This window comes from Phenylobacterium deserti, from assembly GCF_003254705.1.
Classification (GTDB): Bacteria; Pseudomonadota; Alphaproteobacteria; order Caulobacterales; family Caulobacteraceae; genus Phenylobacterium; species Phenylobacterium deserti.
The window spans coordinates 630,458-649,582 of the sequence record NZ_QFYR01000001.1 but is presented as its reverse complement, the minus strand read 5'-3'; the positions used below and the strand labels follow the sequence as shown (position 1 = coordinate 649,582).

23 protein-coding genes are annotated in these 19,125 nt (G+C 68.4%); 13 read left to right on the top strand and 10 right to left on the bottom strand.

Features of this window, described 5'->3' with window-relative positions:
- Positions 1 to 18: 18 nt before the first annotated feature.
- Positions 19 to 144, top strand: coding sequence for a type B 50S ribosomal protein L36 (gene ykgO / locus DJ018_RS03265; RefSeq protein ID WP_111513452.1), 126 nt, complete (start codon positions 19 to 21; stop codon positions 142 to 144).
- A 15-nt stretch (positions 145 to 159) separates the two neighbouring features.
- The gene (locus DJ018_RS03260) at positions 160 to 762 is read left to right on the top strand and encodes an HAD family hydrolase (RefSeq protein WP_111513451.1); all 603 of its coding nucleotides are present in this window, start codon (positions 160 to 162) and stop codon (positions 760 to 762) included.
- A 43-nt stretch (positions 763 to 805) separates the two neighbouring features.
- Here DJ018_RS03260 and DJ018_RS03255 read toward each other — a convergent pair whose 3' ends face one another.
- Together DJ018_RS03255 and folE are read right to left on the bottom strand one after the other, a co-directional pair.
- On the bottom strand, positions 806 to 1,108 hold the full coding sequence (locus DJ018_RS03255) for a hypothetical protein (protein ID WP_111513450.1): 303 nt from the start codon (positions 1,106 to 1,108) through the stop codon (positions 806 to 808).
- Between the two features lie 11 nt (positions 1,109 to 1,119).
- The gene (gene folE / locus DJ018_RS03250; protein ID WP_111513449.1) at positions 1,120 to 1,710 is read right to left on the bottom strand and encodes a GTP cyclohydrolase I FolE; all 591 of its coding nucleotides are present in this window, start codon (positions 1,708 to 1,710) and stop codon (positions 1,120 to 1,122) included.
- A gap of 143 nt (positions 1,711 to 1,853) precedes the next feature.
- Here folE and gapR point away from each other — a divergent pair, with 143 nt between their 5' ends.
- The gene (gene gapR, locus DJ018_RS03245; RefSeq protein ID WP_111513448.1) at positions 1,854 to 2,123 is read left to right on the top strand and encodes a nucleoid-associated protein GapR; all 270 of its coding nucleotides are present in this window, start codon (positions 1,854 to 1,856) and stop codon (positions 2,121 to 2,123) included.
- Entirely contained in the window at positions 2,120 to 2,434 is a 315-nt protein-coding gene (locus tag DJ018_RS03240) for a hypothetical protein (RefSeq protein WP_111513447.1), read from the top strand. Before gapR ends, DJ018_RS03240 begins: the two co-directional genes overlap by 4 nt.
- On the opposite strand, the gene DJ018_RS03235 is transcribed toward DJ018_RS03240, so the two are convergent.
- The 5 genes from DJ018_RS03235 to DJ018_RS03215 all read right to left on the bottom strand — a co-directional run bounded on the left by DJ018_RS03235 (position 2,431) and on the right by DJ018_RS03215 (position 7,506).
- Complete coding sequence (locus DJ018_RS03235; protein WP_111513446.1) at positions 2,431 to 3,903, bottom strand: sigma-54-dependent transcriptional regulator; 1,473 nt, start codon at positions 3,901 to 3,903, stop codon at positions 2,431 to 2,433. The two genes, DJ018_RS03240 and DJ018_RS03235, sit on opposite strands and share 4 nt — an antisense overlap.
- Before the next feature lie 110 nt (positions 3,904 to 4,013).
- A complete protein-coding gene (locus DJ018_RS03230) occupies positions 4,014 to 4,787 on the bottom strand; it encodes a hypothetical protein (protein ID WP_111513445.1) in 774 nt (257 codons plus the stop codon).
- A gap of 85 nt (positions 4,788 to 4,872) precedes the next feature.
- Entirely contained in the window at positions 4,873 to 5,109 is a 237-nt protein-coding gene (locus tag DJ018_RS03225; protein WP_111513444.1) for a hypothetical protein, read from the bottom strand.
- 283 nt (positions 5,110 to 5,392) lie between these two features.
- The gene (rocD, locus tag DJ018_RS03220; RefSeq protein WP_111513443.1) at positions 5,393 to 6,613 is read right to left on the bottom strand and encodes an ornithine--oxo-acid transaminase; all 1,221 of its coding nucleotides are present in this window, start codon (positions 6,611 to 6,613) and stop codon (positions 5,393 to 5,395) included.
- Between the two features lie 11 nt (positions 6,614 to 6,624).
- Entirely contained in the window at positions 6,625 to 7,506 is an 882-nt protein-coding gene (locus tag DJ018_RS03215; protein WP_111513442.1) for a dimethylarginine dimethylaminohydrolase family protein, read from the bottom strand.
- Between the two features lie 126 nt (positions 7,507 to 7,632).
- Here DJ018_RS03215 and DJ018_RS03210 point away from each other — a divergent pair, with 126 nt between their 5' ends.
- Both DJ018_RS03210 and DJ018_RS03205 read left to right on the top strand, forming a co-directional pair.
- On the top strand, positions 7,633 to 8,055 hold the full coding sequence (locus tag DJ018_RS03210) for an Lrp/AsnC family transcriptional regulator (RefSeq protein ID WP_111513441.1): 423 nt from the start codon (positions 7,633 to 7,635) through the stop codon (positions 8,053 to 8,055).
- Positions 8,056 to 8,215: 160 nt separating this feature from the next.
- Positions 8,216 to 10,006: a M3 family oligoendopeptidase gene (locus DJ018_RS03205; protein ID WP_111513440.1), complete on the top strand. Its 1,791-nt coding sequence runs from the start codon at positions 8,216 to 8,218 to the stop codon at positions 10,004 to 10,006.
- 4 nt (positions 10,007 to 10,010) lie between these two features.
- On the opposite strand, the gene DJ018_RS03200 is transcribed toward DJ018_RS03205, so the two are convergent.
- Together DJ018_RS03200 and DJ018_RS03195 are read right to left on the bottom strand one after the other, a co-directional pair.
- Entirely contained in the window at positions 10,011 to 10,919 is a 909-nt protein-coding gene (locus DJ018_RS03200) for a polysaccharide deacetylase family protein (RefSeq protein ID WP_111513439.1), read from the bottom strand.
- A gap of 33 nt (positions 10,920 to 10,952) precedes the next feature.
- Positions 10,953 to 12,131 (bottom strand): BaiN/RdsA family NAD(P)/FAD-dependent oxidoreductase, encoded by a 1,179-nt coding sequence (locus tag DJ018_RS03195; RefSeq protein WP_111513438.1) that lies wholly within the window; start codon positions 12,129 to 12,131, stop codon positions 10,953 to 10,955.
- Positions 12,132 to 12,177: 46 nt separating this feature from the next.
- On the opposite strand from DJ018_RS03195, the gene DJ018_RS03190 reads away from it, so the two are divergent.
- The 7 genes from DJ018_RS03190 (at position 12,178) to DJ018_RS03160 (ending at position 17,744) form a co-directional block, all read left to right on the top strand.
- Positions 12,178 to 12,996 (top strand): pseudouridine synthase, encoded by an 819-nt coding sequence (locus DJ018_RS03190; RefSeq protein WP_111513437.1) that lies wholly within the window; start codon positions 12,178 to 12,180, stop codon positions 12,994 to 12,996.
- Between the two features lie 65 nt (positions 12,997 to 13,061).
- A complete protein-coding gene (locus DJ018_RS03185; RefSeq protein ID WP_111513436.1) occupies positions 13,062 to 14,060 on the top strand; it encodes an alpha/beta fold hydrolase in 999 nt (332 codons plus the stop codon).
- A 61-nt stretch (positions 14,061 to 14,121) separates the two neighbouring features.
- Positions 14,122 to 14,358 carry an aa3-type cytochrome c oxidase subunit IV gene (locus DJ018_RS03180; RefSeq protein ID WP_111513435.1) on the top strand — a complete coding sequence of 79 codons (237 nt, stop codon included), beginning with the start codon at positions 14,122 to 14,124 and terminating at the stop codon, positions 14,356 to 14,358.
- Between the two features lie 179 nt (positions 14,359 to 14,537).
- Positions 14,538 to 15,668 carry a Re/Si-specific NAD(P)(+) transhydrogenase subunit alpha gene (locus DJ018_RS03175; RefSeq protein ID WP_111513434.1) on the top strand — a complete coding sequence of 377 codons (1,131 nt, stop codon included), beginning with the start codon at positions 14,538 to 14,540 and terminating at the stop codon, positions 15,666 to 15,668.
- A 14-nt stretch (positions 15,669 to 15,682) separates the two neighbouring features.
- Positions 15,683 to 16,006, top strand: a complete 324-nt coding sequence (locus DJ018_RS03170) for a proton-translocating transhydrogenase family protein (protein WP_111513433.1) — start codon at positions 15,683 to 15,685, stop codon at positions 16,004 to 16,006.
- Positions 16,003 to 16,329, top strand: coding sequence for a hypothetical protein (locus DJ018_RS03165; protein WP_111513432.1), 327 nt, complete (start codon positions 16,003 to 16,005; stop codon positions 16,327 to 16,329). The genes DJ018_RS03170 and DJ018_RS03165 overlap by 4 nt, the downstream gene beginning before the upstream one ends.
- A complete protein-coding gene (locus tag DJ018_RS03160) occupies positions 16,326 to 17,744 on the top strand; it encodes an NAD(P)(+) transhydrogenase (Re/Si-specific) subunit beta (protein WP_111513431.1) in 1,419 nt (472 codons plus the stop codon). Before DJ018_RS03165 ends, DJ018_RS03160 begins: the two co-directional genes overlap by 4 nt.
- Before the next feature lie 9 nt (positions 17,745 to 17,753).
- On the opposite strand, the gene DJ018_RS03155 is transcribed toward DJ018_RS03160, so the two are convergent.
- Positions 17,754 to 19,118 carry a hypothetical protein gene (locus tag DJ018_RS03155; protein ID WP_111513430.1) on the bottom strand — a complete coding sequence of 455 codons (1,365 nt, stop codon included), beginning with the start codon at positions 19,116 to 19,118 and terminating at the stop codon, positions 17,754 to 17,756.
- Positions 19,119 to 19,125 lie beyond the last annotated feature (7 nt).

Sequence of the window (19,125 nt, the reverse complement as noted above, 5' to 3'; positions counted from 1 at the left end):
CCCAAAAACGATACGGTCATGAAGGTCAGAAGCTCGCTCAAGTCGCTCAAGACGCGTCACCGCGACTGCAAGCTCGTGCGCCGCAAGGGCCGGGTTTACATCATCAACAAGACCGACCCGCGCTTCAAAGCCAAGCAAGGCTAAGCACGCGCTCTGGCGATGCCGAAGGCTCTTCTCTGGGACTTCGGCAACGTCCTCGTGCGCTGGAATCCGCGCACGCTCTACGCTCAGGTCTTTTTAGACCCTGCCGAGTGCGACCGGTTCCTGACCGAGGTTTGCACCATGGCCTGGCACCTCGAGCACGATCGGGGCGCCACCTTTGCGGACAACCGCAAGCCCCTGCTCGAGCGCTTCCCGCAGTACGAGGAACAGATCCTCGCCTGGGAGCGCCGCTGGCCCGAGATGTTCTCGGGCGCCATCCCTGAAACCGAAGCCGCGATCCTGGCCCTCGACGCGACGGGCCTGCCGCAGTTCGGCCTGACGAACCTGTCGTCGGAAGTGATCGGCCACATGAAGTCCCTCAGCCCTGCCTTCGATCGCCTCAAGGGCATCGTGGTTTCGGGCGACGAGAAGCTGGTGAAGCCGGATCCGGCGATCTTCCAGGTGGCGATCGACCGCTTCGGCTTCGATCCCGCGGAAGTGCTGTTCGTGGACGACAGCGCGCCCAACATCGAGACGGCGCGCCAGATGGGGTTCGACACCCATCACTTTGAAGACCCCGCCGCGCTGCGTCCGGCGCTGGAAGCGCGCGGACTGCTCTAACGGTCATTGCAGAGGGCGTTTCAGCGCGACGCCTGCCTGAACCTCAATCGGGCCAGGCCAACACGAGAGTGGCGAGCATCAGGATCGGGACCAATCCGATGCAGAGCGCGACGCCTGCCGCTCGATGCAGCAGGGAAACGCCTGGCGAGATCCTCACCGTGAGGACCAGAAGGGCCACGTAAGCGCCGTAGGTCGCGATGCCGCCGAAAAGCAGGATCCCCAGCCCGCTGAGGCCGCCGAGGCGGAGGCTGGACATCAAGATCCAGAGGGCGACCCAGTACGCCAAGGTGGTCGCAGCGACCGCGCCACCGTACCAGCCAGCTGTGTAGCGCAGTGGCGAGGCCATGCGCTTAATCCTTATCGGTCGCCGCTGCGGACGAGTTCGAAGAACTCCTGGCGGGTGCGGGAATCGTCGCGCACTTCGCCGAGCAGGTGGCTGGTGGTCAGGCGGGTGCCGGGGGTGTTCACGCCCCGCATGGTCATGCAGCTATGCTCGGACACGATGACCACGCCGACGCCCTTGGGCTGGAGAATGTCCTGGATCGCCTCTGCCACCTGGGCAGTGAGCTTTTCCTGGATCTGCATGCGGCGGGCGAAGCCGTGGACCACGCGGGCGAGCTTGGAGATGCCGACCACGCGGTTACGCGGCAGGTAGCCGACGTGCGCCTTGCCCAGGAACGGCAGCATGTGGTGCTCGCACATGCTGACCACCGGAATGTCTTTCAGAACCACCAGTTCGTCGTAGCCGCCCACCTCGTCGAAGGTGCGGGCCAGGTACTCGCGCGGGTCGACGTCGTAGCCGGCGAAGAGCTCGCGGTAGGCCTTGGCCACCCGCTTGGGCGTCTCCAGCAGGCCTTCGCGGTTGGGGTCGTCGCCGGCCCACTCGATGAGGGTGCGGACGGCGGCTTCGGCGTCGGCTTGCGTCGGGCGGGACTTGTTCTCGGACATCACTCTTCCCCGTGGGGCTCCGCGGCGATCCGCCTCAACGCATGGGGGCAAGTCAAGGTCCAAGGTTCGGATGACAGGCGAAGGGCTCGCCGCTAGGTTCCCGCGCTTTCCACCCTCCCTGATCTTCAGCTAGAGACTTCGCCATGGCCGACGACGCTTCCGCGCACACCGATATCCTGAACTCCACCGCTCAGGGCCAGCTGAAGAGCATCATCGAGCGCGTCGAGCGCCTCGAGCAGGAGAAGGCCGAGATCTCCGAGCAGATCAAGGAAGTGTTCGCCGAAGCGAAGGGCAACGGCTTCGACGTGAAGGTGCTGCGCAAGGTGATCCGCATCCGCAAGCAGGACCGCGCCAAGCGTCAGGAGGAAGAGGCGATCCTCGACCTCTACCTGTCGGCCATCGGAGAGATTTGAACCGAAAGCCCACAGACCGGAAGGCGCAGGCCAAGAAGGCCGCGCTCAGCGCCCTCAAGCGCGCGCGGCGGCAGGCCGAGCGCGCGGGCGTCAAGCTCTCCGACTGGGAGGACGAGTTCCTCGGCTCGGTGGAAGACCGGGTGAAGACCTACGGCCGAGCCTTTGGCGACCCTGAAAAGGGCGGGCCCGGCGAGGCGCTTTCCTTGATGCAGGTGATCAAGCTCAAGGAGATCGCCATCAAGGCGAAGGGCGAGAAGCCGCCGATGCAGAGGCGTCGGGGCTTCTCGCGCAAATTGAAAACCGAAGACTAGGCGGCGGCTTCGTCGGCGCCCTTGACCATGTCCTCGAGGCCGTTTTCGCGGACCTTGCGGTAAAGGGTCGAGCGGCCGATGCCGAGGCGGCGGGCCACCTCGCTCATGTGACCGGCGTAGATGCCGATGGCGAGCTGGATCAGGTCCCGTTCGATCTCTTCCAGCGTCCGCAGGTGGCCGCGGTCGTCGAGGATCTTCACCGGGCCTTCGGCCGTCATTGAGGCCATGAGCTGTTCCGGCGTCGGCAGGGGTGCAGGAGCGGCGGACGGCGCAAGGGCCTCGGGCGGCGGTGCGGCGACCCCGGAGATGGCTGGGAAGTCGTGCGGTTGCAGATAGGGCGCGTCGGCCAGGACGATGGCGCGATAGACCGCGTTCTCCAGCTGGCGAACGTTGCCGGGCCAATCGAAGGCGGTGAGGAAGGCCATGGTCTCAGGCGCGGCGCCCACCACGGTCTTGCCCTCTTCGACGTTGAAGCGGCGGACGAAGTGATCGACCAGCGCCGGCACGTCCTCCTTGCGCTCGCGCAGGGACGGCGCCTCGATCGGGAAGACGTTCAGGCGATAGAACAGGTCTTCGCGGAAGCGGCCTTCCTTTACGGCCTGGGAGAGGTCGCGGTTGGTGGCCGAGACGATGCGCACATCGACCTTGATGGAGCGCTTGGCGCCGATCGGGTCGATCTCGCTTTCCTGCAGGGCGCGCAGCAGCTTGACCTGGATGTCGAGGGGCAGCTCGCCGACCTCGTCCAGGAACAGGGTGCCACCGTTGGCCTCCTGGAACTTGCCCAGGTGCTTGTCGTGGGCGCCGGTGAAGCTGCCCTTCTCGTGGCCGAACAGGATCGACTCCACGAGGTTCTCGGGAATGGCGCCGCAGTTCACGGCGACAAAGGGCTTGCCGGCGCGCTCGGACGAGCCGTGCACGGCTCTGGCGATGACTTCCTTGCCGACGCCACTTTCGCCGGTGATCAGGATCGGGATGGAGGACTTGGCCGCCCGCTCGCCCATGCGCTTGACCATCATCATGGCGGGCGAGGCGCCGATCAGGTCGTCGAAGGTGGTGCGGCCGGAGGCGTGCTTCTTCAGCCGATCGACTTCGCCCTTCAGCGCGCCCAGCGATAGGGCGTTGCGGATGGACACGATGATCCGCTCGGGCGCGGCGGGCTTGACGAAGAAGTCGACCGCGCCGGCCTGCATGGCCTGGACGACGGTGTCGATTCCGCCGGTGGCGGTGACCACGATCACCGGCTGGTTGAAGCCGCGGGCCCGCATCTCCACCAGGGTTTCCTGGCCCGAGCTGCCCGGCATGACGAGGTCGAGCAGGACGACGTCGGCCGCGCCGCCAGCCGCCAGTCGCTTGATCGCCTCGTCGCCGCTTTCGGCGTGCGCGACCGCGAAACCCTCGCGCTCCAGGACCGCCTGGATCAGTCGCCGTTGCGTCGGATCGTCGTCGACGACCAGGACCGTTTTGGCCATTTGAAGACACCCACCATAACCGGGCCGCGCCTCATGGACGGGGCTCCCTTGTGACCCGAATTGATACAGGGATCGGGTAAAGGCGGGGTTTCGGAGTCCTGAGTCGGGGGTTAACGCGCCGGGTCCAGACCAGAGGCGCTGAACGCCACGTCGGTGGTCTGGCCGGACGCCTCTTCCACGGGCGGAACAGCCAGCGGCGCAGGCGCAGGTTCGGCGGCGGCTTCGGTGACCATCGGCACGCTTGGGGCCGGGGGCGGCGGCGGGGGCGCGGCTTCCGCAGCCTGCAGGGCCGGGGCCGGCGCAGGCGCGGGCTCCAACGGGGCGGCGGCGTCGGCCGGCGGCACGCTCAAGGGCGCGGGCGGCTCCACCGCCGGGGCGGTGGTCGAAACGTTGGAGGTCTGCTGCAGGGCCGCGTCAGCGGCCGGCGGGCCCGGAGGGTTGCAGACCAGGGTCTTGGACAGGCCCTTCAGGTAACCGCGCCGGGCATAGCCGGCCATGGCGGCGTCCTTCAGCTCGTCTTCCTTCTTGTCGGCCCCGGTCACGAAGCGGACCACGCCGCGGTGGGGGATCATGCCCCGCACCACTCCGCCGATGATCTTGCCCGGCTGGATCGCCGGCTCCTTTTCCTCCGGTGCGTCGGCGTCGGGACCCAGCACCTCGTCCAGGGCGGCGAGCTCCTTGGGCACGCTCTCGCAGTGAGGATCGGCGGGCGGGCGGTACGGGTCTTCCTTGGCCTTCTTCAGGGTGTCCGGCACCTTGGGGCCGGTCAGGCCCAAGCCGGTCTGCTCGCCAACCTTGACCGGCTCGGCAGAGGCAGTCCCAGCGGCGCACGCCAGGGCGCTCGCAGCAAGCAGCGCGGCGGCTCTGGAGGCGGATTTCAGCATCTGAAGGGTCTCACTCGGGTCACGTGTCGCCCGGTGAAACCCTTCAATCAAAAGTCAGTTCACGGCGAAGCCGCCGCAGGTGCGCTCAGGCGGCGGTCAGCTCGAGAGCCATGGCCGGGTGGCGGAAGCTGCCGGCCAAAGCGCCGTTGCGCAGAAAGACGCTGACTTCGGCCGCAATCCCCGCGCGGGCGTACTGGTCGGCCAGCCGCCGGGCAGTCGTTTCGGCCTTGGCCCCGCCCTGGAAGAACATGTCGTTCTCGAAGGCAGGTGAGCGAACGGCCCAGCCTTCACCGGCCGGGACAACGGATATCGGGAGAGCCATGACGAGCTCCAGGAATCTTGGGGTGAGGCGTCGAGCGGCTCACGGGCCGCTTCTTGAAGGAGGCGCGCGACATCCTGATGACGCCGCGGAGCGTGTCAGAGCCGTACTCGGCCTTTCAAAAGTCGACATCGCATCATGGCGCGCCTCGTGAGCTTCACCCTTCGCCCTCGAATGTAGGCTGGGATTGAGCCACGCCAAACGCAGAAGCCCTGAAAAAGGCGCCAGGAAAAAAGAAAGGCCGGCGCGGGCCGGCCTTTCAGGTGTGCGCCGAGCACGCGGGACCTTAGGGCAGGGCGGCCGCGAACTGCTCGGCGATCCAGTCGGCCTGCGAGTCGTCAAGGATCAGCGGCGGCGCGATCCGGATGGTGTGCTCGTGCGTCTCCTTGGCCAGCAAGCCGCGGCGCTGGAGGTCCTCGCAGACCCGGCGGGCGCCGCCGGCGTCCCGGTGCAGCTCGACGGCGAGCATCAGGCCGCGGCCGCGGACCTCCTTCACGCTAGCGGCGTCGATGGCTGACAAGTTGGCCTTCAGACGCGCGCCCACGCGGGCGGCGTTGTCGATCAGGCCCTCCTCCGTGAGCACGCGCAGGGCGGCCCGGGCCACCGCGCAGGCCAGAGGATTGCCGCCGAAGGTGGAGCCGTGCTCGCCGGGGTGCAGGACGCTCATCACCTCCGAGTTCGATAGGACGGCGGAGACCGGATAGAAGCCGCCGGACAGCGCCTTGCCGATCAACGTGAGGTCCGCCTCGATCCCTTCGTGCTCCTCGGCCAGCAGCTTGCCGGTGCGGCCAAGGCCCGTCTGGATCTCGTCCAGGATCAGGATGACGTTCTCACGGGTGCAGAGCTCGCGAGCGCGTTTGAGGTAGCCGGCTGGCGGGATGATCACGCCCGCCTCGCCCTGGATCGGCTCCAGCAGGACGGCCACGGTGTTGGGGCCGATGGCAGCTTCCAGCGCCTCTGTGTCGCCATAGGGCACGACCTTGAAGCCGGGCGCGAAGGGGCCGAAGCCGCCCCGGGAGGCGGGGTCGGTGGAAAAGCCGACAATGGCCACGGTGCGGCCGTGGAAATTCTCGGACGCCACGATGATCTCGGCCTGGCCGTCCGGCACGCCCTTGACCTCGTATCCCCACTTTCGGGCGACCTTGAGCGCGGTCTCCACGGCTTCCGCCCCGGAGTTCATCGGCAGCATCTTGTGCGAGCCGGTCAGGGCGCAAAGCTCCTCGTAGAGCAGGGGCAGCTGGTCGTTGCGAAAGGCGCGCGAGGTGAGCGTCAGGCGAGAGGCCTGCTCGGTCATGGCCTGCAGGATCTTGGGGTGGCAGTGGCCCTGGTTCACGGCGGAATAGGCGGACAGGCAGTCCATGTAGCGCCGGCCGTCCACGTCCCAGACCCAGACGCCCTCGCCCCGCGTCAGGACGACGTCCAGCGGCTTGTAGTTCTTGGCCCCATAGAGCGCTTCCAGGGCGATCAGGTGGTCGGCGGGGGAGCGGTGAAGCGAGATGTCGTTCATGACCGGAGCTCCTATTCGGCGGCGAGGAACGCGGAGGAGGGCTGGCTGGTCCGGTCGAGGCGCAGGGTCATGCAGTAGGCGGCGCCGCCCGACAGGATGAACGGGTCGAGGTCCACCTCCACCAGGCTGTAGCCGCGGGACTGCAGCTTGCGGCGCAGGGTTTCGGGCGCGCGGGCCATGATGACCTTGGCGTCGAGGTTCACCGCGTTGACGCAGAAGGCGGCGGCCTCTTCGGCGGTAGCGACGATGCGCTGGGCGGCGGGGACGCGGGCGTAGATCTCCGCCAGGGCGGCGGGGGTGAAAGCCTCGGGGAAGAACAGCAGCTTGCCGCCGGCCAGCGGGCAGAAACAGGTGTCCAGGTGGTAGAAGCGGTCGGAGGCGAGCTCCAGCGGCACGACCTCCTGGCCGAAGGTCTTGCGGATGACCGCGATAGAGCTGTGGCTGGAGCGAGGGCCGTGGGCCGCCCAGAACAGGCGCCGGTCAGCGTCCCAGATGCAGTCGCCGGCGCCTTCCTGGATGACGCCCTCGGGCAGGTTGACCACCTCGCGCACAAGGCCGCGCGACTTCAGCTGCATGAAAGCGGAGCGGAACACCGCCTCCTCGCCCTGCCGCTCGGGGTAGCGGAAGCTCGCCACCAGCACCTTGCCGTCGAGCACTACGGCGGCGTTGGCGGGGAAGACCAGGTCCGGCAGGCCGCGGACGCCCTCGATCGTCTCCACCTGCGCGCCGGCCACGCGAAGCGCGCTCTTCAGGGCTCGAGAGGCGGCGACGGCGCGCTGCTGGCAGGCCGCCCGATCGGCATCCCAGTCGGCGGGCCTCATCCACGGATTGATCTGGTAGCAGATGTCGAAATGCGCCGGATCGGTCATCAGGAACTGGGGCCGACCATCCATGGTGTCTCTCTCCTGAAAACAGCCTGTGCCGAAGAGGATCACGCGCGGCGGCGCTAGCGGATAGCGGTCAGAGTGCTACGCTTCGTCAGAAACTCTGGCGATCTGCTAAGCTGGACTGGCGATCCGATGGACGATCTCGACCGCAAACTTTTGGCCCTGCTGCGGGCCGACTCGCGTGAGCCGGCGTCCGGGCTGGCGGCGAAGCTGAAGGTCTCGCGCGGGACGGTGCAGAACCGCATCGAGCGGATGGTGGCGCGGGGGGTGATCCAAGGCTTCACGGTCCGCACGCGACCCGAGCTGGAGGCGCAGCGGGTGCGGGCGATCATGAGCATCGCCATCGAAGGCGAGCGCTCCGCGGCGGTGATCAAGGCGCTGAAGGGCTTTCCGCAGGTGGACAAGATCCACACCACCAACGGGCGCTGGGATCTGGTGGTCGAGCTGGTGACGGGGGACCTCGCCGAGTTCAGCGCCACACTGGATGGGATACGAACCATCGAAGGCATTGCGTCGACGGAGACGTCGCTGCTGCTGGCGACGCAGAAGGTTTGAGAGTCGCCCGCTCTTCCCCTTCAAGGGGAGGTGGCCCGGAGGGCCGGAGGGGGTTCCAGCCGCAGAGTCGGCTGGTGGAACCCCCTCAGTCGCTTCGCGACAGCTCCCCCTGAGGGGGAGCATCTAACGCCCTGCGATCTTGTGGCCTATATCCCGGCCCATGAACGCACCCTTCAAGACCGACAGCCTGCCCGAGTGGCGTCTCGACGACCTTTATGCAGATCGCAGCGATCCCCGCATCGAGGCGGACCTGAAGCAGGCGGCGCAGGTGAACCGACAGCTGTGCGGGCTGGAGGGCGAGCTGCTGGCGGCGCGGGGCGATGCGGGCAAGCTCGCCGCCCTGCTGGACCAGGGCATCGGCCTTTATGAGCAGGTGACGGAGCTGCTGTACGGCGCGGGCGCCTATGCGTCGCTGGCGGCCTCGGTGGCGCGGGACGACCCGGCGTGGGCGAAGTTCGAGGCGGACCTGCGCACGCGGGCCTCGCAGATCGCGGCGGAAAGCCTCTTCTTCACCCTGGAGATCAACCAGCTGGAGGACGCCGAGATAGAGGCGGCCCTGGCGGCAAGCGAGTCCGTCGCCCGCTGGCGGCCGTGGATCCGGCGGGTGCGCCTGAGCCGGCCGCACGAGCTGTCGCCCGAGCTGGAGCGCCTGCTGATCGACCGGGGACCTGCGGTGGCCAACTGGAGCCGGCTGTTCGACGAGACCCTGGCGACCCTGACCGCTCAGGTTGGCGACGACTACCTCACGCTGTCCGAGACCCTGAACCGACTGTCGGACCCGGACCAGACGCGCCGGCAGGAAGCGGCCGAAGGGCTGGCCGAGGCGCTGGCGCAGCGGGAAAACATCCTGGCGCTGTGCCTCAACACCCTGGCGTTCGAAAAGCAGGTGGAGGACCGCTGGCGCAGCTATCCCGACCCCGCCGCCTCGCGCCACCTGGCCAACGAGGTGGACGCGGACGCCGTGGAGGCGCTGGAAGCGGCGGTGGTGGAGTCCTACGAGGCCGTCAGCCACCGCTACTATCGGCTGAAGGCCAAGGCGATGGGCCTGCCGGTGCTGAACCACTGGGATCGCAACGCGCCGCTGGTGACCAGCCAGCCCAAGACCTACGGCTGGGACGAGGCGCGTGAGATGGTGCTGGGCAGCTTCCAGGCGCTGGCGCCCAAGTTCGCCGACACCGCCCAGACCTTCTTCGCCCAGCCCTGGATCGACGCGCGGCCGCGGCCGGGCAAGCAGTCGGGCGCTTATTCGCACCCGGTGGCGGCCAACCGGCACCCGTACGTCTTCATGAACTACATGGGCGAGCGGCGGGATGTGCTGACCCTGGCGCACGAGCTGGGGCATGCGGTCCACCAGACTCTTTGCGCACCGCTGGGCACCCTGCTGGCCGACACGCCGCTGACGCTGGCCGAGACCGCCTCGATCTTCGGCGAGGGGCTGGTGTTCGAGCAGCTGCTGGCCAAGGCCTCGCCGGCCGAGAAGCGCAGCCTGCTGGCCGGCAAGATCGAGGACGGGCTGAACACGGTGGTCCGGCAGATCGCCTTCCACCGGTTCGAACGGCGCTTCCACGACGCGCGCCAGGAAGGCGAGCTGGCGCCGGAGGAGATCGGCGGCCTGTGGCTGGAGGTGATGGGCGAAAGCCTAGGTCCGGCGGTGGTGCTGAACGAGGGCTATGAGCACTACTGGGCCTACGTCAGCCACTTCGTGCACGCGCCGTTCTACGTCTACGCCTACGCGTTTGGCGACCTGCTGGTGCGGGCGCTGATGGAGAAGCGGCGCGAGGACCCTGAAGGCTTTGCGCCGCTTTACGAAGAGCTGCTCGCGGCCGGCGGTACCAAGACCTATGTCGAAGCCCTGGCGCCCTTCGGTCTGAACCCGCGGGAGAAGGCCTTCTGGGCCGCGGGCATGAAGCAGATGGAGCGCCTGGTCGACGAGTTCGAGGCGCTCGTCTGAGGCCCTAGCGGCAGAGCGTCTCCAGTTCCGCGATGCTCCAGGTCTTCAGCGGAACGGGGACGCCCTTGGCCTTGGCGGCGTTCTCGAAAGTGAGCGGGGCGGGCGTGGCCGCCGGCTTGTAGTCGGCTGCGTAGAACGGGTCCCGCTCCACCTCGTCCAGTGTGGCGAGCCGCACGCCTTCGCGGCGGTAGAGATCCAACAGCCGGGGCATCATTCGCGCGTCGAACGCCCCGATGTGCATCAGCAGCACCATGGGGACCTCGCGCCCGAACACCGCCTTCGACAAGGCGCGCTCATAGGCCAGGCTGTCAGCAGCGCCCTTCAGCCACATGGCTTCCATGCGGGCCACGGCGGTCTCGTCCTTCTTCGCCATGCAGCGGGCATAGGTCTCGTTGTAGGCCCAGTCTGAGAAGTCGAGTGTGACGCTGGCGATCTTGTAGTTGCGCCCGGCAAGCCACTCGCGGACCTGCGTGCGCTTTTGCGGCGTGTCGCCCTCGTGCAGGAACGGAAAGCGGACCCAGCGCCAGTCGGCCCCGGCCATGTGCTTCTGGAGCTCCGGCTCGTTCTTGATGAAGTCGGCCTGCCAGTCCGCCAGCGGGTTCTGGTTCAGGCTCATGTGGGTGAAGGTGTGGTTGGCCAGCGGGAAGCCGGCCTTGCGCCACATGTCCAGCACTGGCGCGGAGGCGGGCTCGCGCTCGTTCTGCACGGCGTTGATGAAGCCATAGACCTGCGGCGCGCCGGCGGCCTTGAGCGCGGCGATGATATCCGCGGCGACCTGCACCCGCGTGACGCCCGGCGGCAGGGCGCTGTGGGCGCCCAGGTCGTCGAAGGTGATCGCCACGTCGGTGGCGCTGGCGGGCAGGGCGAACGCGGCGGCGGCGAGGGCCGCCAGACCCGCAATCAGCTTCTTCATTCCGTACACGGACGCTTCCCCTTTTTCTCGTTGTCAGGCGGCCTGGCCGGCGCACCAGCCGCTGGCCCAGGCCCACTGGAAATTGTAGCCGCCAAGCCAGCCGGTGACGTCCACCACCTCGCCGATGAAGAAGAGGCCGGGCACAGACTTGGCCGCCAGGGTGCGGCTGTCCAGCTGGGTGGTGTCGACGCCGCCTAAGGTGACTTCTGCGGTGCGGTAGCCTTCCGACCCGACCGGCTTCACGCGCCAGGCGTTCAGGGCCGCCGCGATGCGGCGCAGCAGCTTGTCGGAGGCGTCGGCGATGTTGCCGCGCACGCCCTCCTGCTCGACGACCAGCTGAGCCAGGCGCTGCGGCACGAACTGCGAGAGCACGGTGTTCACCGCCCGCTTCGGGGTGGCGGTTCGCGCCTGGCGAAGCGCTTCGAATAGGTCCTGGCCGGGCGACATGTTGACCTCGATCTCGCCGCCTTCGCGCCAGTAGGAGGAGATCTGCAGGATCGCCGGGCCGCTGAGGCCGCGATGAGTGAACAGCATCGCCTCGGAAAAGCGGGTCTTGCCGCTGGCCACCCGCGCATCGACCGCCACGCCGGCCAGCGGCTTGAGCCGCTCCAGCAGGCCGACCTCGAAGGTCAGCGGCACGAGGGCGGGACGGGTCTCGGTGACGGTCAGGCCGAATTGGCGGGCGACATCGTAGCCGAAGCCCGTCGCGCCCATCTTCGGGATCGACTTGCCGCCGGTGGCGACAATCAGGCTTTCGCAGGCGATGTTGGAGCCGCCGGCGGAGAGTCGAAAACCGGTCTCGGCCTTGTCGATGCGATCGACGGGGGTGGAGAGGCGCAGCTTCACCCCGCCCTGTTCCATCTCGCGCAGCAGCATCTGAACGATCTGGGTCGCCGGCCCGTCGCAGAAGAGCTGCCCCAGCGTCTTCTCGTGCCAGGCGATACCGTATCGATCGACGAGCGCGATGAAATTGGCCGGCCGGTAGCGGCGGAGGGCCGAGATGGCGAAGCCGGGATTCTGCGACAGGAAGTTCGGGGGCGCCGTGTTCACGTTGGTGAAGTTGCAGCGCCCGCCGCCGGATATGCGGATCTTCTCTCCGGGCGCCTTGGCGTGGTCGAGCACCAACACGCGCCGGCCGCGCTTTCCGGCTTCGGCGGCCGCCATCATGCCTGCCGCGCCCGCGCCGATCACCACCACGTCGAACTGTTCCACGCACCGGCTATGGCACATCCGGCCCGCGCCCTCTACAGAGCCGCCCATGGCCTGGACCCGCCGCTACGACGAAGCCGAGCCCCAGCGCGTGAACCGCTGGCTGGCGCAGAACGGAGTGTGCTCGCGCCGGGAGGCCGAGGATCTGATCGCCCGCGGGCTGGTGTCCATCGACGGGGAGGTGGTCGCCGACGTCGGGCGCAAGATCGAGCCGGGGCAGACCCTGGTCCTGACGGACGCGGCCGAAGAGGCGCTGCAGTCGAGCCTGACGGTGGTGATCCACAAGCCGGTCGGGTTCGTGTCGGCCCACCCCGAGCCAGGCCAGCCGCAGGCGTCCGAGCTGCTGACCGCCGAGCGGCTGGTGGGCGACAGCCCGTTCATCCCCGACGCCGACACCAGCCTGCCGCCGCTCGGCCGGCTGGACATGGACTCTCGCGGGCTGCTGCTGCTGTCCAACGACGGGGTGCTGGCCAAGGCGGTGATCGGGCCGGAGTCCGAGCTCGACAAGGAATACCTCGTTCGGGTGACGGGAGAGATCACCGCGCGGAGCCTGCAGCTGTTGCGCTTCGGGCTGAAGCTGGACGGCCGGCAGCTGCGGCGCGCGGATGTCACGGTCGTCGGGGTGCAGGAGCTGCGCTTCGTGCTCACCGAAGGGCGCAAGCGGCAGATCCGCCGGATGTGCGAGATGGTCGGCCTGCACGTGCGGGACCTGTTCCGCATCCGCATCGGGCCGCTCCCCCTGGGGGATCTGCCGGAAGGACGCTGGCGGGTGCTGACGGGCGAGGAGCGCGCGGCCCTGCTGAAGCCGCCGGCGCCGGCAAAGGCGCCGCAACGTCAACGGTCTGGACCTCCGCGCCGCCCGCGCTGAAGCCGCTTGGCGGTCATTCAAACGCTTGTTAGTCACTCCGCGGAGTGTAGCGAGCGGGTGTGCAGATGGCCGAGCAGGCGCAGGCGGAACGGGTGCGGAAAGATCCGCCGCCGGAGCATGTGGCGCCCCTGGCCGCGCTGAAAGGCGCCGAGCCGCCGGCCCCGCGCTGGTTTCGCGACGCCATCGCCGTCGAGCCTGAACGGAGCTTCGTCGAGAACCTGGGCGCGAGCCTTGAGGTGCTGACCTGGGGCGAGGTGGGCAAGCCGGGCCTGCTGTTCATTCACGGCGCCAGCGCCCACGCCGATTGGTGGAGCTTCATCGCGCCGTTCTTCGCACAGGACTATCGGATCGCGGCCGTGTCCCTTGCCGGGATGGGCCTTTCCGACTGGCGCGAAACCTACCGGTTTCCGGATTTCGCCTCCGACTTCGAAGCCGTGGCGCAGGCCACGGGGCTCTACGCCGACGGCGGCAAGCCGATCTACATCGGCCACTCGTTCGGCGGCGCGCAGGTGTTCTTCACCGGCATGCGGGCGCCCGAGCAGCTGAAAGCCGGCATCCTGATCGACACCGGCTTTGGCGCGCCGCCGGAGCAGGTGGAGCGCGGCGAGGCGGCCAGCCGCGAAGCGCCGGACCGGGAAGCCAAGACCTATCCAAGCTTCGAGGCCGCCCTGGCGCGTTTCCGGCTGATGCCGCTGCAGCCCACCGAGAACCTTTATGTGGCTGACTTCATCGCCCGGCGCTCCCTGAGGCAGGTGGAGCGGGCGGACGGAAGCGAGGGGTGGACCTGGCGGTTCGATCCCAGGCTGTGGGCCAAGCTCGATCGCACCACCATGCGCCCGACGCCGGAGGACTTCGCCCGGCCGCTGCCGCCGATGGCGCACATCGCCGGGGAGCACAGCGCGCTGCTGCAGCGGCGTCGGGACGGCAAGCTGATGGCCTTTCCCACCAGCCTGCCGGAAATCGTGCTGCCCGACGCCTATCATCATGTGATGGTCGACCAGCCCCTGGCGCTGGTTTCTGCGTTACGCACCCTGCTGACGGCGTGGCCGGCCACGGCGGCTTGAGCAGCGCGGCTGTCTCGTGTAGCACGCGCCCACCGGACTTTTATTGAGAGCGTCCCGACCCATGGCCGAGCAGGCTTCCGACTATCACCGCGGCGACATGGAAATCGACGAGCAGGTTGCGACCTACAACGTCATGATGGGCCTGACGAAGTGGGGCTCGCTGGCGGTCGCCGCCCTCGTGCTCATGCTGACCCTGTGGTTCTGCACCGACAGCGGCTTCCTGGGCGCGGTCGTCGGCGCGGGCGCGTTCACGGTGATCGGCTTCTTCTTCCTGCGCACCAAGAAGTCCGTCCACTAAGCTTCCAGGCTGCATCGCACGTCGCGAGGTGAAATCCCGGCGTGCGAAATGGCTTGCTGCCGTATGACACCGGTGTCATAGATCGCCCAAACCGGATCACGACGATATTTTTCTGCTTGGTGGTGGAGAAAGCGTCCGCCTAAGGTCCGGATAACAACGATCAGGGGGGAGCTGAAGGCATGCCGGTCATCGCCGTGACCCAGGAGCGCCGCGCCGGAGAGACCCGCGTCGCCGCCGTCCCCGAGACCGTCAAGAAGCTGATCGCAGCCGGCTTTTCCGTTGTTGTCGAACGCGGCGCGGGCTTGGCCGCCGCCTGTCCCGATGCGGACTACGAGGCGGCCGGCGCGAGCGTGGCGGCGTCTGCGCAGGAGGCGCTTGCCGCCGCCGATGTGGCGTTCAAGGTGCGCGCCCCCGCGGACGAGGAGATCGCTGCGCTGAAGCCCGGCGCACTGGTGGTGGGCCTGCTGAACCCGCACCAGGACCGGGTGGTCCTTGATGCTCTGGCGACCAAGGGCGTCAGCGCCTTCGCCATGGAGTTCGTGCCGCGGATCACCCGGGCGCAGGTGATGGACGCCTTGTCCTCGCAAGCCAATCTTGCCGGCTACCGGGCGGTGATCGAGGCCGCGCAGGCGTACGGCAAGGCGCTGCCGATGATGATGACCGCCGCCGGCACCATCGCCGCGGCCAAGGTCTTCGTGATGGGGGCAGGCGTGGCCGGGCTGCAGGCCATCGCCACCGCCCGCCGGCTGGGCGCCGTGGTCACCGCCACCGACGTGCGGCCGGCCGCCAAGGAGCAGGTCGAGAGCCTGGGCGCGAAATTCGTCGCGGTGGAGGACGAGGAGTTCAAGCAGGCGGAGACCGCCGCGGGCTACGCCAAGGAGATGAGCGCCGAGTACAAGGCCAAGCAGGCCGCGCTGGTCTCCGATCACATCCGCAAGCAGGACATCGTGATCACCACGGCGCTGATCCCCGGCCGGCCGGCGCCCCGGCTGGTCAGCGCTGACCAGGTGGCCTCCATGAAACCCGGCTCGGTGCTCGTGGACCTGGCGGTGGAGCAAGGCGGCAACGTCGAGGGCTCGCGCGTTGGCGAGGTGTTCGACACCGCCGGCGTCAAGATCGTCGGCTATCCCAACCTCCCGGGCCGCGTGGCCGCCGACGCTTCGGCGCTCTACGCCCGCAACCTCACCGCCTTCGCCACCCTGTTGATGAACAAGGAGGGCCAGTTCGCGCCAGACCTGGAGGACGAGATCCTCAAGGCGGCCCTGGTCACCCATGGCGGGGCCGTCGTGCACCCGTCGCTCAAAGCCTGATCGGAGCTCGAGACATGGACGCTGTCGATCCCACGGTCTTCCGCCTGGCCATCTTCGTGCTGGCGATCTTCGTCGGCTACTACGTGGTCTGGAGCGTGACGCCGGCCCTGCACACGCCGCTGATGGCGGTGACCAACGCCATTTCCTCGGTGATCATCGTGGGCGCGCTGCTGGCCGCGGCGGCCAGCGGGGCGGACGGGGAACTGACGCGCAACGTGCTGATCTCGAAAGGCGCGGGCGCCGTGGCCGCCGGCTTTGCAGCAGTGAACATCTTCGGCGGCTTCCTGGTCACCCAGCGCATGCTGGCCATGTACAAGAAGAAGGACCGGCCCAAGTGAGCCCGGGCGTGCTGCTCGGGGCGCTGGCGATCGCGGCTGGTGCGGTCGGGGGGCTTCTCGTGTTCCTGATCCTGCCCGGCTGGCTGAAGCACAAGTTGCCGGAGCCCTGGGGCGGGCGCCTGGGCGCGGCGGGCCTGAGCGCCCTTCTGCTGACCTATACGGCTTTGGTGCTGTCGAACCTGTGGGTGCGGCGGCACGCCTTCGAAGGGGCCGAACTCTTCCACCTTGCGCTGCTGGCTCTCGTTTGGGCCGTCGCCGTTCGACGCATCACGAAGCTCTTCGCGCCCGGCACGCGCGAACTCGGGGGGAGCGCCAATCCATGAACGCCAACCTGGCCGCCGTCCTGTACCTCGTTTCCGGGGTGCTGTTCATTCTGGCGCTGCGGGGCCTGTCCTCGCCGGCCACCAGCCAGTCCGGCAACCGCAACGGCATGATCGGCATGGCCATCGCCGTCGGCACGGCGCTGGCGACGCTTTGGGGCGAGGGGCGGCTGGACGCCCTGACGGTTGGACTGATCGTGGCCGGCGTTGCGGTCGGCGGCGCGGTGGGCGCGCTTATCGCCAAGCGCGTGGCCATGACCTCCATGCCGCAGTTGGTGGCGGCCTTCCACAGCTTGGTGGGCATGGCGGCCTGCCTTGTGGCGGTGGCGGCGATCCACACGCCGGAGGCCTATGGCATCGCAGGTCCTGAGGGCGTGCACCTCAACTCTTTGATCGAGCTGTCGCTGGGCCTAGCCATCGGGGCCATCACCTTCACCGGCTCGGTGATCGCCTTTGCGAAGCTGAACGGCAATATGAGCGGCGCGCCGATCCTGCTGCCCGCCCGGCACCTGCTGAACATCGTCATCGCCGTGGCCATCGTGGCGCTGGTGGTGGTGCTGGTGATGAGCGGCGGCACGGCGCTGTGGGCCTTCTGGGCGATTTTTGCGCTCAGCCTGCTGATCGGCGTCACGCTGATCATCCCGATCGGCGGGGCGGACATGCCCGTCGTGGTCTCCATGCTGAACAGCTACTCGGGCTGGGCGGCGGCGGCCCTGGGCTTCACGCTGGAGAACATCACCCTGATCATCACCGGGGCGCTGGTGGGATCGTCCGGGGCGATCCTCAGCTACATCATGTGCAAGGGGATGAACCGTAGCTTCGTCTCGGTGATCCTGGGCGGCTTTGGCGCGGACGAAGGCGCAGGCCCGGCCGGCGGCGGCAAGGTCGAGACCCGGCCGGTGAAGCAGGGCTCGGCGGACGACGCGGCCTTCATCATGAAGAACGCCTCCAAGGTGATCATCGTCCCCGGCTACGGCATGGCGGTGGCTCAGGCCCAGCACGCCCTGCGCGAGATGGCCGACCAGCTGAAGGCCGAAGGCGTCGACGTGAAGTACGCGATCCACCCCGTGGCGGGGCGCATGCCGGGGCACATGAACGTCCTGCTGGCCGAGGCCAACGTGCCTTACGACGAGGTGTTCGAGCTGGAGGACATCAACGCCGAGTTCGCGGTGGCGGACGTCGCCTTCGTGATCGGCGCCAACGATGTCACCAACCCGGCGGCCAAGACCGATCCCGCCTCGCCCATTTTCGGCATGCCGATCCTGGATGTGGAGAAGGCCCGCACCGTGCTGTTCATCAAGCGCGGCATGGGCTCGGGCTACGCGGGCGTCGAGAACGAGCTGTTCTTCCGCGACAACACCATGATGCTGTTCGGAGACGCCAAGAAGATGGTCGAAGGGGTGCTGAAGTCCCTCTGACGCCCGGCGTCAGAGGTCGTAGTGGTCCAGGGTGTGGCCGGCGAGCACGTTGACGCTCTCCGCCGCCTCGTGGGGTATGGCCTGCGGGAGCTCGTCCGCCTTGGCGGTGATCAGCGAGCGGCCGGTGTAGTTCACCAGCACCACGAAGCCGTCGACCTTGCCATCGAAGTCCACATCGACGTCCACTTGGCGTCCGTTCACCACCATGGGTCCGCCTGACGGCTTGCCCGAGGTCAGCAGCACGCCTGGAACCGCGGTCAGGGTGGTGGAGGTGGCGTTCTCGCCCAGAACTTGGACCTTCATCCCGAAGGCGTTGACCAGGCGGTCGCCCTCCTCCGGGCGGAAGTCGGCGATCACGCCCATCAGGCTGCCGGGTCCGGCGTCTTCCTGCTTGCGCGCCACGAACTCGTCGCCGCCCGCGCCGCCCGCAGCCACGCTGCGCGGCGAAAGGTCGAGGCGATCCGCGCCCGCGCCGCCCTCCGTCAGCATCTGGCGCGCGCCGCCCCCACCGCCGGCGAGGCTTTCGACGCCGGGTCCGGTGTCCGTGGGGTTCTGGCTGATGGACGGGCCTTGCGGATCGGTGGCGCTGCGCCAGCTGGCGGTCGCCTGCGACGGCTCGAATTCGGCCATTACTAGCGCGGCGGGGCGGGCCTCTTCCGCGCCATGCGTCGGCTGCAGCAGGGCCGGATCGGCGAGCGGGGTGTCGAAACCGTGGTCAGGGCCGCCCGGCGACCAGCCAGCGGCCGGGCCGGCGACCGGTGCGGGATCTTCCACCGAGCTGGCGGCGAAGCTGCGGGAGGGCCAGGCGATGGCCGCGCCCACGCCGAGCAGGCCGGCGGCCTTGGTCCCGAAGTGGGAGGCGGAGCTCTCGAACAGGTCGGGCGAATGGCCGAACAGGAAGGCGCCCGCATCGTCGCCGAACACGTCACGCCCGGACGCCGGCTCCGCCTCCTCGTCCCGACCGAGATGGGCAGTCTCGTAGAAGAAGGCGGTGGCGATGATCAGGGCCAGCAGCGACTGCGCGCGCCGGCTGAACGGCACCACCACGCTCTCGCGTTCGAACTCGTCGTCCTCTTCCCAGGCCAGCCGTTCGGCCAGCAGGGTGGGGAGGTCCGCCCCTTCGGAAAGGGCGTCGTCCAGGGCGTAGTGGATGACGAACTTGCCGCCGATGCGCGCCACGTGGACCAGGATCTCGTCCTGGAAGTCCTTGACCACGCACCAGGGATCGCCCTCGTCCGTGGCGCCGAAGACGACCTCGACGCCGTCGGCCATGTCTGCGAACCGCTCAGCCAGCTCCTCGAGGCGCGCGCGCTCGCCCGGCGTCCAGTCGCCGCTGGAGCGCACCTTGGCCACGAAGGGTAGGATGTCCCCCATCGAGCGG

Excerpts from the sequence above, each read along its gene's own strand:
- ykgO (WP_111513452.1), top strand. The coding sequence starts at position 19 with ATGAAGGTCAGAAGCTCGCTCAAGTCGCTCAAGACGCGTCACCGCGAC.
- DJ018_RS03260 (WP_111513451.1), top strand. The coding sequence starts at position 160 with ATGCCGAAGGCTCTTCTCTGGGACTTCGGCAACGTCCTCGTGCGCTGG.
- DJ018_RS03255 (WP_111513450.1), bottom strand. The coding sequence starts at position 1,108 with ATGGCCTCGCCACTGCGCTACACAGCTGGCTGGTACGGTGGCGCGGTC.
- folE (WP_111513449.1), bottom strand. The coding sequence starts at position 1,710 with ATGTCCGAGAACAAGTCCCGCCCGACGCAAGCCGACGCCGAAGCCGCC.
- gapR (WP_111513448.1), top strand. The coding sequence starts at position 1,854 with ATGGCCGACGACGCTTCCGCGCACACCGATATCCTGAACTCCACCGCT.
- DJ018_RS03235 (WP_111513446.1), bottom strand. The coding sequence starts at position 3,903 with ATGGCCAAAACGGTCCTGGTCGTCGACGACGATCCGACGCAACGGCGA.
- DJ018_RS03230 (WP_111513445.1), bottom strand. The coding sequence starts at position 4,787 with ATGCTGAAATCCGCCTCCAGAGCCGCCGCGCTGCTTGCTGCGAGCGCC.
- DJ018_RS03225 (WP_111513444.1), bottom strand. The coding sequence starts at position 5,109 with ATGGCTCTCCCGATATCCGTTGTCCCGGCCGGTGAAGGCTGGGCCGTT.
- rocD (WP_111513443.1), bottom strand. The coding sequence starts at position 6,613 with ATGAACGACATCTCGCTTCACCGCTCCCCCGCCGACCACCTGATCGCC.
- DJ018_RS03215 (WP_111513442.1), bottom strand. The coding sequence starts at position 7,506 with ATGGATGGTCGGCCCCAGTTCCTGATGACCGATCCGGCGCATTTCGAC.
- DJ018_RS03210 (WP_111513441.1), top strand. The coding sequence starts at position 7,633 with ATGGACGATCTCGACCGCAAACTTTTGGCCCTGCTGCGGGCCGACTCG.
- DJ018_RS03205 (WP_111513440.1), top strand. The coding sequence starts at position 8,216 with ATGAACGCACCCTTCAAGACCGACAGCCTGCCCGAGTGGCGTCTCGAC.
- DJ018_RS03200 (WP_111513439.1), bottom strand. The coding sequence starts at position 10,919 with ATGAAGAAGCTGATTGCGGGTCTGGCGGCCCTCGCCGCCGCCGCGTTC.
- DJ018_RS03190 (WP_111513437.1), top strand. The coding sequence starts at position 12,178 with ATGGCCTGGACCCGCCGCTACGACGAAGCCGAGCCCCAGCGCGTGAAC.
- DJ018_RS03185 (WP_111513436.1), top strand. The coding sequence starts at position 13,062 with ATGGCCGAGCAGGCGCAGGCGGAACGGGTGCGGAAAGATCCGCCGCCG.
- DJ018_RS03180 (WP_111513435.1), top strand. The coding sequence starts at position 14,122 with ATGGCCGAGCAGGCTTCCGACTATCACCGCGGCGACATGGAAATCGAC.
- DJ018_RS03175 (WP_111513434.1), top strand. The coding sequence starts at position 14,538 with ATGCCGGTCATCGCCGTGACCCAGGAGCGCCGCGCCGGAGAGACCCGC.
- DJ018_RS03170 (WP_111513433.1), top strand. The coding sequence starts at position 15,683 with ATGGACGCTGTCGATCCCACGGTCTTCCGCCTGGCCATCTTCGTGCTG.
- DJ018_RS03160 (WP_111513431.1), top strand. The coding sequence starts at position 16,326 with ATGAACGCCAACCTGGCCGCCGTCCTGTACCTCGTTTCCGGGGTGCTG.
- DJ018_RS03155 (WP_111513430.1), bottom strand. The coding sequence starts at position 19,118 with ATGGGGGACATCCTACCCTTCGTGGCCAAGGTGCGCTCCAGCGGCGAC.